This window comes from Streptomyces liliifuscus, assembly GCF_016598615.1.
Classification (GTDB): domain Bacteria; phylum Actinomycetota; class Actinomycetes; order Streptomycetales; family Streptomycetaceae; genus Streptomyces; species Streptomyces liliifuscus.
This window is the reverse complement of record NZ_CP066831.1, coordinates 3,862,022-3,876,930: the sequence shown is the minus strand read 5'-3', so window position 1 is coordinate 3,876,930 and position 14,909 is coordinate 3,862,022. Positions and strand designations below refer to the sequence as shown.

The following is a 14,909-nucleotide window of genomic DNA, read 5'->3' as shown; positions in this document are numbered from 1 at the left end:
GCGAGCCGCGCCCGCCGATCCCGAGCCGCCTCACTGAACCGAAGCTGCCCCGCCGACCTCAAGGAGCCCCGGCTGCCCTGCTCGACCGGGCCACCCTGCTGATCCGAAGACGCCCCAGCGATCCGGAGGCGCCCCCGGCCGCCCGGGCCGCCCCCGGCCGTCCGGGGGCTCAGGTCAGCGAACCCCCCGTCGCATCCATCCAGTGCCCGGTCACCCACCGCCCCTGGTCCGAGGCGAGGAACGCCACCACGTCGGCGATGTCGGCGGTCTCGCCCACCCGGCCGAGCGCCGATATCGCCGCAGCCTTCGCCCACCCGTCGCTGGTGCCGTGCAACAGCTCGGCCGTGTTGTCGGTGTCGACGATGCCCGGCGCCAGTGAGTTCACGGTGATGCCGCGGGCGCCCAGCACCTTGGACAGGTCCCGGGAGAAGACGTCCAGGGCGCCCTTCGTCATCGCGTAGGCGATCAGGTGGGGGAAGGCCGCGGCCCGTGCCAGCCCCGAGGAGATGTTGACGACCCGGCCACCGTCGCGCAGACGCCCGAGGCCCTGCCGGACGATGAAGAACGGCGCCTTCACATTCACCGCGAAGACCTGGTCGTACGTCTCCTCGTCGATCTCATCGATCGACGGCGTCGAACCGATCCCCGCGTTGTTCACCAGGATGTCCACCCCGTCCGCGTGCCGGTCGAACTCCTCCCACAGGGCCGCCGCGTCCCCCGGCAGTCCGAGCTCCGCGCGGATCGCGAACGCCGAGCCGCCGGCCGCCTCGATCGTCGCCACCGTCTCCTTCGCGGCCGCCTCGCTCCTGCCGTAGTGCACCCCGACCCGCGCCCCGTCGCGGCCCAGCCGCTCGGCGATCCCGCGTCCGATACCCCTGCTCGCCCCCGTGACGAGTGCCGTCCTGCCCGTGAGCACGCCCATGCCGACGCCCCCTTCTCATTTGTCTAGCGGTCGCTACAGAAAAACCGTACAACACGCCGCGGACATTTCTCTAGCACCCGCTATACAATTCACTCCATGGTGAGCAGCCACGACATCAAGGACGCCGCCGGTCCTGCCTCGAAGCCTCGCGGTCGCCCCCGCTCCTTCGACCGGGAGACCGCGCTGGAGAAGGCGATCCTCGCGTTCTGGGAGCACGGGTACGAGGCGACCTCCGTCTCGGACCTCACCCAGGTCATGGGCATCGGCGCCCCCAGCCTCTACGCGGCCTTCGGCGACAAGCGCTCGCTCTTCGACGAGGTCGTGCGGGAGTACGGCGCGAGGTACGGCTCGTTCGGCGACCGCGCCCTAGCCGAGGAGCCGACGGCCCGTGCCGCGGTCGAGCGGATGCTGCGCGAGGCCGCGGCCGAGTACACGGAGCCGGGTCGCCCGCACGGCTGCCTGATCGTCCACGCGGCCACCAACTGCACCACCCCGGAGGTGGAGGAGTCCCTCCGCGATCGGCGCAACGCGAACATCGCCGCCATCGAGAGCCGCATAAGGTCCGGCGTCGCCGCAGGTGAGCTGCCTGCGGACATCGACACGGCAGCCCTGGCCCGGCACACCGGGGCCATGATCCAGGGCATGTCCCAGCAGGCCCGCGACGGCGCCACCAAGGAAGAGCTGGAGGCACTCGCCGAACTCGCCATGCGAATCTGGCCCCGCTCGTGAACCGCTCGGGGATAGGCTGCGTGGTGGATGTAGGACGTGAGTTGTTGGATAAAGAGACAACAACAAACATCCGCCAACGCATGGACAGTCGAGAGTGGTCTAGTCCACAATCGTACAAAGCTTGAGAACGCAACTTGATGATCAAGCCGTCCGAATGACCAAGCCTCCGTCTTCCCCGCACAGGAAGACGGACCGAGGAGCCGGCGCTCTCTGCCCTGACTGCACCGGATCCTCATCCTTCGGCCGAACGGGACCGCACAGCCCGCGGCCGATGTTGCTCCGGGCTGCGGTGCCGGGAGGGTTGAGGGTCCCTCTCAGGCGCCGCGGCCCGCGGGTGTTTCCGGGGCCCGTGCGGGTGGCCGATTTCGGAGCATGTCGTACCCGGCGGGTACGCTCGCACACGTGCCCTCCATGAACGACCTCGTCCGCCAGCACACCGCCCTCGGTGACTCCGACCTCGAGTGGCTGCACCTGCTGGTCTCGGAGTGGCAGCTGCTCTCCGACCTCTCCTTCGCGGACCTCGTCCTGTGGGTTCCCACCCGCGACGGCACCCGTTACGTCTCGGTCGCCCAGATGAGGCCCAACACCGGCCCCACCTCGTACCAGGACGACATGGTCGGCCACCTCGTCCCGCGCGGCCGCCGCCCCATGCTGGACGCGGCCCTGGACGAGGGCCGGATCGTGCGCGAGGGCGACCCGGAGTGGCGCGAGGAGGTTCCCGTTCGGGTCGAGTCGATCCCCGTGCGCAGGGAGGGGCGCGTCCTGGGCGTCATCGCCCGCAACACCAATCTCCTCACCGTGCGCACCCCCTCGCGGCTCGAACTCACTTACCTGCAGAGCGCGTCCGACCTCGCACAGATGATCGCGGCCGGCTCCTTCCCGTTCCCCAACCAGCAGGTCGACATGGACGCCTCGCCGCGGGTGGGCGACGGCCTGATCAGGCTGGACGCGGAGGGCATCGTCCAGTACGCGTCACCGAACGCGCTGTCGGCGTACCACCGTCTCGGCCTCGCCGCCGACCTGGTCGGCCACCACCTGGGCAAGACCACGTCCGAACTCGCCCCGTCCCGCGGCCCGGTGGACGAGGCGCTGGCCAAGGTCGCCAGCGGCTGGGCGCCCCGCGAGTTCGAGATCGAGAGCAACGACGGCGTGATCCAGCTGCGCGCCATCCCGCTCAAACCCAAGGGCACGCGGGTGGGTTCGCTCGTACTCCTGCGTGATGTGACCGAACTGCGGCGCCGCGAGCGTGAGTTGATCACCAAGGACGCCACCATCCGGGAGATCCACCACCGGGTGAAGAACAACCTCCAGACGGTCGCGGCCCTGCTCCGCCTCCAGGCCCGCCGGATCGAGTCCGACCGGGGCCGCGAGGCCCTCGAAGAGGCCGTGCGCCGTGTCGGGTCGATCGCCATCGTGCACGAGACGCTCTCCCAGAACCTGGACGAGCGCGTGGAGTTCGACGAGATCGCCGACCGGGTGCTCGCCATGGTCGCCGAGATCTCCCCGGGCAAGGTCGTCGGCCGGCGCACCGGACGCTTCGGCATACTCGACGCCGAGGTCGCGACCCCGCTCTCCATGGTCCTCACGGAGATCCTGCAGAACGCGCTGGAGCACGGCTTCCGCGAGGGCGACCGTGGCACGGTCGAGGTGTCCGCGGTCCGCGGCGGCAGCACCAAGGAGGCCCGCCTCCTGGTCACCGTCCAGGACGACGGCGTCGGTCTGCCCGAGGGCTTCGACCCGCACCGCTCCGGCAATCTGGGCCTGCAGATCGTACGGACGCTGGTGGAGGGGGAGTTGGGCGGCACCTTCGACATGGTCCGTGCGCCCGAGCGCGGAACGCAGGTCGTCCTGGACATTCCGGTGGTGCCCCACAAGTGACGCACAGGCAATCCGCACCATTACTCCACGCACACGCTGCGTAATCGTCACAAGCTTCCGAGCCTGCCCAGTGCTTGCCGGGCGCACCACGAAGACGCAGCCGCAAACAGCAATGAGCCCCGGACCGATTTCCGGTCCGGGGCTCATCGTGCTCGTTGCTATCTGCGCATCGGGGGTACTGCGCGCTGCGGCTCGGGGGCGGGAGAAGCGTACTCGCTGTACGCGCCGCCAAGCTCAGGACCGTGTGGGGTGGGTTGTCAGGCGGATGCCTGGCGGGCCCGGTTGCGGGCGGCGCGGCGCTTCATGGCGCGGCGCTCGTCCTCGCTGAGACCACCCCAGACGCCGGAGTCCTGGCCGGACTCGAGCGCCCACTGCAGGCACTGCTCCATGACGGGGCAGCGACGACAGACGGCCTTGGCTTCCTCGATCTGCAGCAGCGCAGGACCGGTGTTGCCGATGGGGAAGAAGAGCTCGGGGTCTTCCTCGCGGCAAACGGCGTTGTGACGCCAGTCCATGGCTGCTACCTCTCCTTGGTATTACATGCACGTTGCTTGTGAATGTGAACGCTTTCACGAATCCCTCAACAAGTGAAGGGCCGACTACCAGACGGACTGGTGTGGTCCTGTGAATTGAGGAGGGGTTCCGGCGCTCTGTGGGGGCGATGTTGCGGCCCGTCCCGAGCGCCACAAAGAGACTCGCAAACCTCAGCGACGGATACAACCCCTACCGGAAAGTTTTTTTGATTCCTCGGTGTCGACTAGGTCACAGCCGTACTTCCATGGGGTGGATCCTGGCCTAAACGTTCGAGTGGAAGGACTTTAGCCCGTTCCGCTCACACAATCACACGCAGTGCACGACGAACGCCTGTGAACGTCACGCTCGTACGCAGTCCGAGGTGGTCGCCGTCCATCTGGAGGGGGAGTGGGACCTTCGAATGCAAGGTGAAGTCGGTCAGGTCGTGCAGGGACACCGCATGCTTCCCATGGGGTCCGCGCTCGGGGGACGAAGTGAGCAACTGGGTGCCATACCGGGCAACCGCGGTGGTCGACATGCGGCTGAGACCGAGTACGTCGAGCCCGGTATCGAACGAGGCCTTAGGTGACGCGTACACCGGGCGATTGCCCAGATACGTCCACGGAGAGGTGTTGCAGACTATCGACAGCACCAAATCGGTCACCGGGTCCGCGTCCGGCCGCTCCAGCGTGATCGTGCCGTGGCGGCGGTGGGTCTCCCCGAAGAACTGGCGCATCGCCTGGCGCAGGTAGAGGGAGTGCGTGGAACGTTTGCCGCGTTCGCGGTGCTGTTCGACGCGGCCGACCACGCCGGCGTCGAAGCCGAGGCCCGCGTTGAAGGTGAACCAGCGGGCGGGGACGCCTTCGTCCTCACTGCCCGGGGTGCCCGCGGCGAGGCCGAGGCCCACCGTGCGCTGGCGGCCCTCGCGCAACGCGTCGAGGAGGGCGCCGGTGGCCTCCACGGGCTCGTTCGGCAGACCGAGGGCGCGCGCGAAGACATTCGTGGAGCCGCCGGGGACGACGGCGAGGCCGGGCAGCCGGTCGGGGTCGGGGCCGCCGTGCAGCAGACCGTTCACGACCTCGTTGACCGTGCCGTCGCCGCCGAGGGCCACGACCAGTTCTATGTCCTTGCTCTCCGCGGCCTGCCGGCCGAGGTCCCTGGCGTGCCCGCGGTACTCGGTGGTGACCGCTTCGAGCTTCATCTCGCTCGCCAAGGCGTGGATCAAGACGTCACGCGTGCGTGCGCTTGTGGTGGTTGCTGCCGGATTGACCACGAGAAGTGCACGCATGCGATGCAGCGTACCTACCGCGTGGTACTCGGCCCATACCGAGGTGAGGATCAGGTGTGAGGGGGAGCACGCTGCGGATTCCCGGGGGTGCCCCGGGGCCGTTGGCGGGTACGGGGCGAGGGCTACCCTTCAGGGGTGAGTTCTGAGCAGAAATCGACCCCGGACACCTCCGACGCCGAACCCCGTCCCACGCGGCTGACCGTCGCGGCGGCGCTCGCCGCGCTGGAGGGGCTCGCTCTTGTGGTCGGTGGCGGCTACATGCTTGTGAGGGGTCTCACGGGGCACCCGGACGACCGGAGCCAGGCCGTCACGGGAGGCGTGACGCTGATCGTGCTCGCGCTGCTTCCGCTGTTGGCGGCGCGCGGGCTGTTGCTGCGGCGCGGGTGGAGCAGGGGGCCGGCGATCATCACGCAGATCATGGCGCTGCCCGTCGCGTACAACCTGCTTCAGGCCGACAGTCTCGCCATTCCCGGGGGGATCGCCCTGGCGGTGGTGGCTGTGGCGGCGCTGGTGCTCATCGTGAACCCGGAGACGACCAGGGCCCTGGGGATCACCGGGCCGGGTGGGGTACGCGAGCCTTAAGTGGTCCGGGGGCGCTGTGGGCGTTCTGCCGGAGTGTGCCGGGGCGGGCTGAGGGCGTACTGCGTCTGCGGGTCCGTTGTGGCTGATCGCGCAGTTCCCCGCGCCCCTGAAAGAAAACCGCATGGTGCCCGCGCCCCTGTCTCAGGGGCGCGGTTCGTTACTCCTCCACCAGGAGCTTTTCGCGGAGTTGGGCCAGGGTGCGGGCCAGTAGGCGGGAGACGTGCATCTGGGAGATGCCGACCTCCTGGGCGATCTGGGACTGGGTCATGTTGGCGAAGAAGCGAAGGAGGAGGATCCGCTTCTCGCGTGGTGGGAGGTCCTCCAGGAGCGGCTTGAGGGACTCGCGGTACTCGACGCCCTCCAGGGCCTCGTCCTCGGCGCCCAGGGTGTCCGCGACCGCCGGGGACTCGTCGTCGGTGTCGGGGACGTCCAGGGACAGCGTGGAGTACGCGTTGGCCGACTCCAGGCCCTCCAGGACCTCCTCCTCCGAGATGCCCAGCTTCTCGGCCAGCTCGTGGACCGTGGGCGAGCGGCCGTGCAGCTGCGAGAGCTCCGCGGTCGCCGTGGTGAGCGCCAGCCGCAGCTCCTGCAGCCGGCGCGGCACACGCACCGCCCAGCCCTTGTCACGGAAGTGCCGCTTGATCTCACCGACCACCGTCGGAGTCGCGTACGTCGAGAACTCGACACCGCGCTCCGGGTCGAAGCGGTCGACCGACTTGATCAGACCGATGGTGGCGACCTGTGTGAGGTCGTCCAGCGGCTCCCCGCGGTTGCGGAAGCGGCGCGCGAGGTGCTCCACGAGCGGCAGATGCATCCGGACCAGCCGGTTGCGCAGCTCCGCGTACTCCGGGCTGCTGGGGTCCAGCTTGCGCAGCTCGATGAACCTGGCCCGCGCCCCACTGCGGTCGTGGGGGTCGTGCTGCGTACCCGACGCGCCGCTGTCGGCATTTCGTTCGTGCTCGTGCTGCTCGCTCATGATCCCGCCCGTCACCCGCCGCCGCCCTTCCGAGGACGTTCCCCCAGACTCCGTCCGGGGGGACCCCCACTGCGCGGCAACGTCTGGATCCTGTCGCCCGTCACTGTCGGAGAGCGCCTCGCGCCCGTCCTTGCCGACCGGCTCTTCCCGCCGAGGCGCTTCGGCCGCCGAGGAGGCGTCGTCCTCCGGATGCGGCCGGGCCTGCTGCTCGGGGATGCCGTCGACACCTTCCGCCAGAGGCCGAGGCCCGGTCGGGCCGTCCTCGCCCTTGCCGGGAAGTTCCCGTGTGCCGCGCTCTTCGTCCCGCACCGGCCCGTCCCCGTTCCTCACGCCGGCCCGGGTCCCGCGCCGCGCTGTTTGTAGAGGCTGATCGAAACGGTTTTGTCGTCGGCCACCGAGGAGGACACCTTGCCGGCGAGGGCCGACAGCACGGTCCAGGCGAAGGTGTCCCGCGCGGGGGCATGGCCATCGGTGGTCGGGGCCGAGACGGTCACCTCGAGCGAGTCGTCGATCAGGCGGAAGACACAGCTGAGCACGGAGCCCGGCACCGCCTGTTGCAACAGGATCGCGCATGCCTCGTCCACGGCGATGCGCAAGTCCTCGATCTCGTCGAGGGTGAAGTCCAAACGCGCCGCGAGGCCGGCTGTGGCCGTGCGCAGCACCGACAGGTAGGCACCCGCAGCCGGCAGCCGGACTTCCACGAAGTCCTGGGTCGCGGGCTCGCCTGCGATCTGGGACACCCTCACCTCCAAGGTGGTACAAGCTCTTTCGGGGGCCGAGGGTCGCCCCCCGGGGTAACGCGCAACGTGGTTCAGCGGTGACGCTATCGCGCTCTCAGGTTTCCTGTCCCCGGGACCCCAACCCCTTGCTGTCACTCATAGTAAACCTATGGATACGCACAGTGGCTAGGGGTCTGCGGGCCCAATTGGGAAGAGCGCGCGCCGGGTTGACGTACCCAACGGTCAGAGGGTCGAACCGTCCGGATCCCTCGTCACACGAGTACGTGGTCGACGAAGCACCAGCGCCAGTTCTCTCCGGGCTCGAACGTGCGCATGATCGGGTGTCCCGTCTTCTTGAAGTGCTCCGTCGCGTGCCGCAGCGGCGACGAGTCGCAGCAGCCCACGTCTCCGCAGATGAGACACAGTCGCAACTGCACGGGGTGCGAGCCCGCCGCCAGACACTCCAGGCAGGTCTCGCTCAGCGGCTCGGGTTCTGGATGCGGCAGCGCGTCGGCGTGCGTGCACTGTTTCATGATTGCCAGATTACGTCGGGCGTGCGGGAATCCGCGCGGAATCGAAGGTGGGCCGAAGCCGATGCATGTGATGCCCCTCCTCCTGCTGGTCGCGGGCAGCGCCGTGGTCGCCGGCGCGGCCCGCCGTACCCCGGTGCCCGCGCCGCTGCTGCTGGTCACCGCGGGTCTGATCGTCTCGTACCTGCCCGGGGTCCCCGAGTACACACTCGACCCCCACATCGTGCTCCCGCTCGTGCTGCCCCCGCTGCTCTACACGGCGGCCACGGACAGCTCGTACCTCGATCTGCGGGCGCAACTCAGGCCGGTCGCGCTTCTGTCGGTCGGGTACGTGCTCTTCGCGACGCTCGTCGTCGGCTGGGCCGCCTACATGATCGTGCCGGACCTGTCGCTGACGGCGGCGCTGGTGCTCGGCGCGGTCGTGGCGCCGCCGGACGCGGTGGCGGCCACGGCGGTGGCGCGCCGGGTCGGGCTGCCCTCCAGGGTCACCACGATCCTGCAGGGCGAGTCGCTGGTGAACGACGCGACCGCGATCACCGCCTACCGGGTGGCCCTCGCCGCCGCCGTCGGTGAGGGCGCGACCTGGGCGGGCGGCATCGGCGAGTTCCTGCTCGCCGCGATCGGCGGCGTCGGCATCGGGGTCGTCCTGATGATGCCGCTCCACTGGCTGCGCACGCACCTGAAGGAGGCGCTGCTCCAGAACTCCCTGTCGCTGCTGATCCCGTTCTTCGCGTACGCGGTCGCCGAGCAGGTGCACGCTTCCGGAGTGCTCGCCGTGGTCGTCGTCGCGCTCTACCTGGGGCACCGCAACTGGGAGGTCGACTTCGCGACCCGCCTCCAGGAGGAGGCGGTCTGGAAGATGGTCGCGTTCATCCTGGAGTCGTCGGTCTTCGCACTGATCGGCCTGCAGCTCCCGATCGTCCTCAAGGGCCTCGACGAGTACGAGGGAGTGAGTGCCGCCTGGTACGCGGTGGCCGTCTTCCTGGTCGTCGTCGTGTCCCGCTTCGTGTGGGTGTATCCCGCGACCTTCCTGCCGCGCATCCTGTCCAAACGGATCCGGGAACGGGAGGACAACCCCACCTGGAAGGGGCCCTTCATCATCAGCTGGGCCGGGATGAGAGGCGTGGTCTCGCTCGCCATCGCCTTCTCGATCCCGCTCACCGCGGAGGGCGGGGAGGACTTCCCTGGCCGCAATCTGATCCTCTTCCTGACCTTCACGACGGTGATCGGCACGCTGGTCGTGCAGGGGCTGACGCTGCCGCCGCTGGTCCGTGCGCTGAAGCTGCCCGAGCGGGATCTGCAGGCCGAGACGCTCGCGGAGGCGAACGCCCAGGCGCAGGCGTCCCGGACCGCGGAGCGCCGCCTGGACGAACTCCTCGACGACGAGCGCAACGCGCTGCCGCCGCCGCTCGCCGACCGGCTCCGCTCGGTCCTGGAGCGTCGCCGCAACGCGGTGTGGGAGCGGCTCGGGACGGTGAACCCCGTGACCGGGGAGACCGTCGACGACACGTACCGGCGGCTGTCGCGCGAGATGATCGGCGCCGAGCGGGAGATGTTCGTGAGACTCCGGGACGGCCGCTACATCGACGACGAGATGCTTCGGACGCTGCTGCGACGGCTGGACCTGGAGGAGGCGGCGGCCTTCCGCGAGGCGACGTAGGGCCCGGACGCCTAGATCCTGTCGGCGGCCCGAGGGTGGGGGCTGCCGGTGACGACCGCCGCGATCGTCGTCCCGCGCGGGAACGCGCCCTCCTCGGCGAGGGCGACAAGTCCGTACAGCAACTTGGCGACATAGAGACGCTCCACGGGCAGGCCGTGGCGCTGTTCGAAGTCGGCGGCGAACGCTTCGAGTTCGGGTGGCGTACGGGCGTAACCGCCGAAGTGGAAGCGGTCGTCGAGCGACCAGTCGCCGCGCGGGCCGCCGAAGGCCTCGTCCTGGAGCGTACGTATCTCCGCGTCGAGGAAGCCGCCCCTGAGGACGGGTATGCCGAGGGCGTGGCTGTCCGGGCCGAGGCCGGCGGCCAGGCCCGCGAAGGTGCCGCCCGTGCCGCAGGCGACCGCGGCCACGTCGACACCGCCGTGGTCCCGCAGCTCCTCGCCGAGGGCCCCGCAGCCCAGAACGGCAAGCGAGTTGCTGCCGCCCTCCGGGATCACGTACGCGTCCTCGGCGGCGCACGCACGAAGGAGCGCGGCCAGCGTCCTCGGCTCGCTCTTGCGGCGGTACGTCGATCTGTCGACGAAGTGGAATCGCATGCCGTCGGCCGCGCACCGGGCCAGGGACGGGTTGAGCGGACGGTCGGCGAGCTCCTGGCCGCGGACCACGCCGACGGTGGGCAGGCCCAGGAGGCGGCCCGCGGCGGCGGTGGCCCGCAGATGGTTCGAGTACGCGCCGCCGAAGGTGAGGACCGTGCGGCCCGCCGCCGCGCGCAGGTTCGGGGCCAGCTTGCGCCACTTGTTGCCGACCAGCTCCGGGTGGATCAGATCGTCCCGCTTGAGCAGCAGCCGGACACCGCGCCGCGCGAACCGCTCGTCCACGGCCTCCCGCACCGGGGACGGCAGCCGTGGCCGCAGGGCGCCCAGGTCGAGCGCTTCGGGGGTCTCGGGGCTGATCACCCGCCCATTGTCGGACACGCGTCCGGGCGGGGCACGGGCACGGCGGCACGGGCCCGCCACGAGGGCGCTACTTCAGTCGTTCGTGGATGCGGTCCCGCATGGCCGCCATCGTGAAGCCGCGGGGGTCGATCTTGCCCGGCTGCCATTCGAGGTGGCCGATGACCGAGCGGGCCGTCCAGCCGTGGTGGCGGCAGACCGCCGCCGCGGCGCGCTCGATGGCGTCGAGCTGGGCCTCGGGCCAGGGGTCCTCGCCGTCGCCGAGGTTCTCGCACTCGAAGCCGTAGAAGTGGCGGTTGCCGTCGGTGTTCGCCTCGTTGTCCGGCGGGAGGGCCTTCTCCGCGATGACCGCGCGCAATACGTCGTCGTCGCCCAGGCCCGCGTGGTTGGAACGGCCGTAGCCGACGAGGTGGACTCTGCCGTCCTTGGTGATGACACCGTGGCACAGCGGGCCGGGCAGGCCGCTGTAGCCGTCACGGCAGATCTCGACCGTGCGCTGACTTCCCGATGTCACCGTGTGGTGGATCATCACGCCGTGGACCGGGCCCCACGGGCCCTTGTGATTGCGGTTGTGATGCTCCCAGTCGCCGACCTCGACGACGGTGAGCCCTTCCGCCTTGAGCCGGCTCAGAAAACTGCCCGCGGACATGGGTGGGGCCATGACCGCCTCCTTACAGGCCGCGACGGCCACCCAGCGCGGCCGTCTCGTACCGCAGCTTGTACCCGGATCTCTCCGGTCGGAGCCACTTCTTCGCACGGCGTGCGAGCCGATCCGGTCAGCGGCACGGGCGGACCTCAGGCGCGCAGAAAACCGTCCCCGTGCGTCGCGATGTGGCTCTCCAGCGCCTGGAGAGCCTCCTGGGTGGCCTGCGGAGAGCCGCTGCCGCGCCGCTCCGCGAGGTAGGCCGCGCCCAGGTTCTTCAGCAGATCGCCGCCGGCCCGCTGGGCCTGGACGTCGTCGAGCTTCTGCTTGCCCTGCGTGAGGCCGCGCTGCGCTTGTTCCTTCGCGCGGTCCAGGAACCCTGCCATTGCCGTCTCCTCGTCGTTCGTCCGTAGTCGTTCGTCCGTTTTGCCGGTTCAACGGGCGGCCCGATCTTGAAGTTCCCGTTCGGGAAGATCCACGACGCCGGGCCGGCCGGCCGCCGGGACCTGTCGGCCTGGGCGAGGCCCTCCGTTATGCCCTGCTTTCGAAGATCCATTCCCCCTCTTTCGTGTAATAGCACCGGCACGGTCTGTGATGGAAGTGTTCTCGGCGCAGCTCATTGCACGATGGGGAGGGCAATTTCATGTCGGTAGGCGAAGAGATCCGCGCGGACCAGGATCAGCCGCAGAAGAGTCTCGGCACATCCGCGGCGCGGAACCTGGCCACCACCACCAAGTCCGCACCACAGATGCAGGAGATCAGCTCACGATGGCTGCTGCGCATGCTGCCGTGGGTGAACGTGCAGGGCGGCACATACCGCGTGAACCGCAGGCTCAGCTACTCGGTGGGCGACGGACGCGTGACGTTCGTGAAGACCGGTGACCGCGTCCAGGTCATCCCCGCCGAACTCGGTGAACTGCCGGCACTGCGCACATACGAGGACCCGGAGGTGCTCGCCGAGCTCGCACAGCGCTGCCAGCAGCGGGAGTTCGACCCGGGCGACGTCCTCGCCTCCTTCGGCAGCCAGGCCGACGAGGTGTTCCTGCTCGCACACGGCAAGGTCGAGAAGATCGGCACGGGTCCGTACGGGGACGACGCGGTCCTCGGCGTCCTCGCCGACGGCGCCTACTTCGGCGAGCAGGCCATCATCGACCCGGAGGCCATCTGGGAGTACACGGCCCGCGCGGTCACGGCCTGCACGGTCCTCGCGCTGCCCCGCCAGGACCTCGACCAGATCGCCGAGCGCTCCGAGTCCCTGCGCGAGCACCTGCAACAACTGCGCGCGATTCCCACGCAGCGCGCCAACAACTACGGCGAGAAGGAGATCGACCTCGCCGCCGGCCACACCGGAGAGCCGGCCATCCCGGGGACGTACGTCGACTACGACGCGGCACCGCGCGAGTACGAACTCAGCGTCGCGCAGACCGTGTTGCGCATCCACACGCGCGTGGCCGACCTCTACAACCAGCCGATGAACCAGACCGAGCAGCAGTTGCGGCTCACGGTCGAGGCGTTGAAGGAGCGCCAGGAGCACGAGCTCATCAACAACCGGGAGTTCGGGCTGCTCAACAACTGCGAGTACGACCAGCGGCTGCAGCCGCACGACGGCGTACCCAGCCCGGACGACCTGGACGAGCTGCTCACCAGGCGGCGCGGCACCAGGCTGCTGCTCGCCCACCCGCGCGCGATCTCCGCGTTCGGCCGCGAGCTCAACAAGCGGGGGCTCGTCCCGGAGACCATCGACATGGGCGGGAACCGCATTCCCACCTGGCGCGGTGTGCCGATCTTCCCGTGCAACAAGATCCCGGTCACCGAGGCCCGCACGACCTCGATCATCGCCATGCGTACGGGCGAGGCCGACCAGGGCGTCATCGGGCTCCAGCAGGCCGGCATCCCGGACGAGATCGAGCCGAGCCTGTCGGTGCGGTTCATGGGCATCAGCGAGCAGGCGATCATGTCGTACCTGGTGACGACGTACTACTCGGCCGCGGTCCTGGTGCCCGACGCGCTCGGGGTCCTGGAGAACGTCGAGATCGGCCGCTGGAGGTGACGTCCCGTACGGCGCGCGCCGTGTCCCTGTCCGCCGGTGGGGGCGGACCGAGGGGGTACGCGTCCGTCGCCGGCGGACCGAAGGGGTACGTGCCCGAACCCGGCGGAACAGCCACCGTCCGCGCACTGTGCGAGGCGGATCCATGGGTGAGCTCATGACGGAGACGCAACAGAGCCCGCTGCCGGCCGTGGAAGGACCGGAAGCGCGGGGAGAGCCGGTGCCGGGTGGCGTGCCTGGCGGGCGAAGGGGGTCGCCCGACGGGCAGGAGGCCGCCGGGATCCTGGAGCGGTCCCGGGCGTCGGTCGACCCCGAACTGCGCAGGGCCGTCGAGTCGTTGCCCGGCCCGTTGCGTCGGATCGCGCTCTACCACTTCGGATGGGAGCACGCGGACGGCAGCCCGGCGGCGGGGAACTCGGGCAAGGCGATCCGGCCCGCGCTCGTGCTGGCCGCGGTCCGGGCGCTCGGCGGACAGCAGGAGACGGCCGTACGGGCGGCCGCCGCGGTGGAGCTGGTGCACAACTTCACCCTGCTGCACGACGACGTGATGGACCGGGACACCACCCGCAGACACCGGCCCACCGCGTGGGCGGTGTTCGGGGACGCCGACGCGGTCCTCGCCGGGGACTCCCTGCAGGCGCTGGCCCATCAGCTGCTCGCCGAGGATCCGCATCCGGCGTCCTCGGCGGCGGCCGCGCGGCTCGCGAGCTGTGTCGTCGAACTGTGCGCGGGCCAGCACACGGACACCGCGATGGAGCGTCGCGGTCCCGACGACGTCACGCTCGACGAGGTGCTCGCCATGGCCGAGGCCAAGACGGGGGCCCTGCTCGGCTGCGCGTGCGCGCTCGGGGCGCTGTACGCGGGGGCCGGAGAGGAGGACGTCGAGGCCCTCGACGCGTTCGGGCGGGAGGCAGGGCTCGCCTTCCAGCTCATCGACGACGTGATCGGCATCTGGGGGGACCCGAGCCGCACCGGCAAGCCGGCCGGGGCGGACCTCATGGCCCGCAAGAAATCCCTCCCCGTGGTCGCCGCGCTCACCTCCGGCACATCGGCCGCGGCCGAACTGGCCGAGCTGTACCGGGTTCCGTACCGCGACGGCGATCTGGAGCGTACGGTCCTCGCCGTCGAGCGGGCGGGCGGGCGTGACTGGGCCCAGGTCCAGGCCGCCGACCGGATGGCCAGATCCCTGCAGCATCTGTCCCGGGCCGTCCCGGATCCGGAGGCGGCGGGAGGGCTCCTGTCCCTGGCGGAGTTCGTGACGCGGCGGAGCATGTGAGTTCGGGCCTTTGGTGGGGGGCGATCGGCAGGGAGCGATGGGAGCGATGGGAGCGACGAGTGAGACGGGTAGGACGGGTGCGACGAGTGAGGGGTGATCGAAGGGCGGCGCGTATGTAGAGATCAGGGGCCGATGCCGTGCGGTGCCCGCGGGCACGCGGCAGCCGAAGCCGCACGGTGTCGGGGGCGAGGGCGAG

General features: G+C 70.0%; 15 protein-coding genes. 6 read left to right on the top strand and 9 right to left on the bottom strand.

Translation table 11 applies throughout. The features are described 5' to 3' along the window. Positions 1–169: 169 nt before the first annotated feature. Entirely contained in the window at positions 170–922 is a 753-nt protein-coding gene (locus tag JEQ17_RS16320; RefSeq protein ID WP_200395931.1) for an SDR family oxidoreductase, read from the bottom strand. 96 nt (positions 923–1,018) lie between these two features. Between JEQ17_RS16320 and JEQ17_RS16315 the strand changes: the two genes are divergently transcribed. Further along, positions 1,019–1,651 carry a TetR/AcrR family transcriptional regulator gene (locus tag JEQ17_RS16315; RefSeq protein ID WP_200395930.1) on the top strand — a complete coding sequence of 211 codons (633 nt, stop codon included), beginning with the start codon at positions 1,019–1,021 and terminating at the stop codon, positions 1,649–1,651. A 402-nt stretch (positions 1,652–2,053) separates the two neighbouring features. Beyond that, positions 2,054–3,529, top strand: coding sequence for a sensor histidine kinase (locus JEQ17_RS16310; RefSeq protein WP_200395929.1), 1,476 nt, complete (start codon positions 2,054–2,056; stop codon positions 3,527–3,529). A gap of 257 nt (positions 3,530–3,786) precedes the next feature. On the opposite strand, the gene JEQ17_RS16305 is transcribed toward JEQ17_RS16310, so the two are convergent. Next, complete coding sequence (locus JEQ17_RS16305; RefSeq protein WP_016639615.1) at positions 3,787–4,044, bottom strand: WhiB family transcriptional regulator; 258 nt, start codon at positions 4,042–4,044, stop codon at positions 3,787–3,789. Positions 4,045–4,361: 317 nt separating this feature from the next. Beyond that, the gene (locus JEQ17_RS16300; protein ID WP_200395928.1) at positions 4,362–5,330 is read right to left on the bottom strand and encodes a diacylglycerol/lipid kinase family protein; all 969 of its coding nucleotides are present in this window, start codon (positions 5,328–5,330) and stop codon (positions 4,362–4,364) included. A 135-nt stretch (positions 5,331–5,465) separates the two neighbouring features. Here JEQ17_RS16300 and JEQ17_RS16295 point away from each other — a divergent pair, with 135 nt between their 5' ends. After that, positions 5,466–5,912 carry a hypothetical protein gene (locus JEQ17_RS16295; protein ID WP_200395927.1) on the top strand — a complete coding sequence of 149 codons (447 nt, stop codon included), beginning with the start codon at positions 5,466–5,468 and terminating at the stop codon, positions 5,910–5,912. A 157-nt stretch (positions 5,913–6,069) separates the two neighbouring features. Here JEQ17_RS16295 and JEQ17_RS16290 read toward each other — a convergent pair whose 3' ends face one another. The 3 genes from JEQ17_RS16290 to JEQ17_RS16280 form a co-directional block, all read right to left on the bottom strand. Continuing rightward, a complete protein-coding gene (locus JEQ17_RS16290; RefSeq protein WP_200395926.1) occupies positions 6,070–7,218 on the bottom strand; it encodes an RNA polymerase sigma factor SigF in 1,149 nt (382 codons plus the stop codon). Then, positions 7,215–7,628, bottom strand: coding sequence for an ATP-binding protein (locus JEQ17_RS16285; protein WP_055512819.1), 414 nt, complete (start codon positions 7,626–7,628; stop codon positions 7,215–7,217). The genes JEQ17_RS16290 and JEQ17_RS16285 overlap by 4 nt, the downstream gene beginning before the upstream one ends. A gap of 251 nt (positions 7,629–7,879) precedes the next feature. Then, positions 7,880–8,140 carry a UBP-type zinc finger domain-containing protein gene (locus JEQ17_RS16280; RefSeq protein WP_200395925.1) on the bottom strand — a complete coding sequence of 87 codons (261 nt, stop codon included), beginning with the start codon at positions 8,138–8,140 and terminating at the stop codon, positions 7,880–7,882. A 61-nt stretch (positions 8,141–8,201) separates the two neighbouring features. Here JEQ17_RS16280 and JEQ17_RS16275 point away from each other — a divergent pair, with 61 nt between their 5' ends. Next, a complete protein-coding gene (locus JEQ17_RS16275; protein ID WP_200395924.1) occupies positions 8,202–9,797 on the top strand; it encodes a Na+/H+ antiporter in 1,596 nt (531 codons plus the stop codon). An 11-nt stretch (positions 9,798–9,808) separates the two neighbouring features. Here the strand turns inward: JEQ17_RS16275 and JEQ17_RS16270 are convergent, their stop codons facing one another. From JEQ17_RS16270 to JEQ17_RS16260, 3 genes are all read right to left on the bottom strand, one after another. Next, positions 9,809–10,750 (bottom strand): 1-aminocyclopropane-1-carboxylate deaminase/D-cysteine desulfhydrase, encoded by a 942-nt coding sequence (locus tag JEQ17_RS16270; RefSeq protein WP_234048222.1) that lies wholly within the window; start codon positions 10,748–10,750, stop codon positions 9,809–9,811. A gap of 67 nt (positions 10,751–10,817) precedes the next feature. Continuing rightward, the gene (locus JEQ17_RS16265; RefSeq protein WP_186001135.1) at positions 10,818–11,408 is read right to left on the bottom strand and encodes an N-acetylmuramoyl-L-alanine amidase; all 591 of its coding nucleotides are present in this window, start codon (positions 11,406–11,408) and stop codon (positions 10,818–10,820) included. 134 nt (positions 11,409–11,542) lie between these two features. Further along, positions 11,543–11,776, bottom strand: a complete 234-nt coding sequence (locus tag JEQ17_RS16260; RefSeq protein WP_200395922.1) for a hypothetical protein — start codon at positions 11,774–11,776, stop codon at positions 11,543–11,545. A 257-nt stretch (positions 11,777–12,033) separates the two neighbouring features. On the opposite strand from JEQ17_RS16260, the gene JEQ17_RS16255 reads away from it, so the two are divergent. Together JEQ17_RS16255 and JEQ17_RS16250 are read left to right on the top strand one after the other, a co-directional pair. Then, positions 12,034–13,440 carry a family 2B encapsulin nanocompartment shell protein gene (locus tag JEQ17_RS16255; RefSeq protein WP_200395921.1) on the top strand — a complete coding sequence of 469 codons (1,407 nt, stop codon included), beginning with the start codon at positions 12,034–12,036 and terminating at the stop codon, positions 13,438–13,440. Between the two features lie 142 nt (positions 13,441–13,582). Continuing rightward, a complete protein-coding gene (locus JEQ17_RS16250; RefSeq protein WP_200395920.1) occupies positions 13,583–14,713 on the top strand; it encodes a family 2 encapsulin nanocompartment cargo protein polyprenyl transferase in 1,131 nt (376 codons plus the stop codon). Positions 14,714–14,909 lie beyond the last annotated feature (196 nt).

What these genes read in the sequence shown, in the direction of transcription:
- JEQ17_RS16260 (WP_200395922.1), bottom strand. Translation starts at nt 11,776, where the DNA reads ATGGCAGGGTTCCTGGACCGCGCGAAGGAACAAGCGCAGCGCGGCCTC.
- JEQ17_RS16305 (WP_016639615.1), bottom strand. Translation starts at nt 4,044, where the DNA reads ATGGACTGGCGTCACAACGCCGTTTGCCGCGAGGAAGACCCCGAGCTC.
- JEQ17_RS16250 (WP_200395920.1), top strand. Translation starts at nt 13,583, where the DNA reads ATGGGTGAGCTCATGACGGAGACGCAACAGAGCCCGCTGCCGGCCGTG.
- JEQ17_RS16320 (WP_200395931.1), bottom strand. Translation starts at nt 922, where the DNA reads ATGGGCGTGCTCACGGGCAGGACGGCACTCGTCACGGGGGCGAGCAGG.
- JEQ17_RS16265 (WP_186001135.1), bottom strand. Translation starts at nt 11,408, where the DNA reads ATGGCCCCACCCATGTCCGCGGGCAGTTTTCTGAGCCGGCTCAAGGCG.
- JEQ17_RS16275 (WP_200395924.1), top strand. Translation starts at nt 8,202, where the DNA reads ATGCATGTGATGCCCCTCCTCCTGCTGGTCGCGGGCAGCGCCGTGGTC.
- JEQ17_RS16315 (WP_200395930.1), top strand. Translation starts at nt 1,019, where the DNA reads ATGGTGAGCAGCCACGACATCAAGGACGCCGCCGGTCCTGCCTCGAAG.
- JEQ17_RS16255 (WP_200395921.1), top strand. Translation starts at nt 12,034, where the DNA reads ATGTCGGTAGGCGAAGAGATCCGCGCGGACCAGGATCAGCCGCAGAAG.
- JEQ17_RS16300 (WP_200395928.1), bottom strand. Translation starts at nt 5,330, where the DNA reads ATGCGTGCACTTCTCGTGGTCAATCCGGCAGCAACCACCACAAGCGCA.
- JEQ17_RS16280 (WP_200395925.1), bottom strand. Translation starts at nt 8,140, where the DNA reads ATGAAACAGTGCACGCACGCCGACGCGCTGCCGCATCCAGAACCCGAG.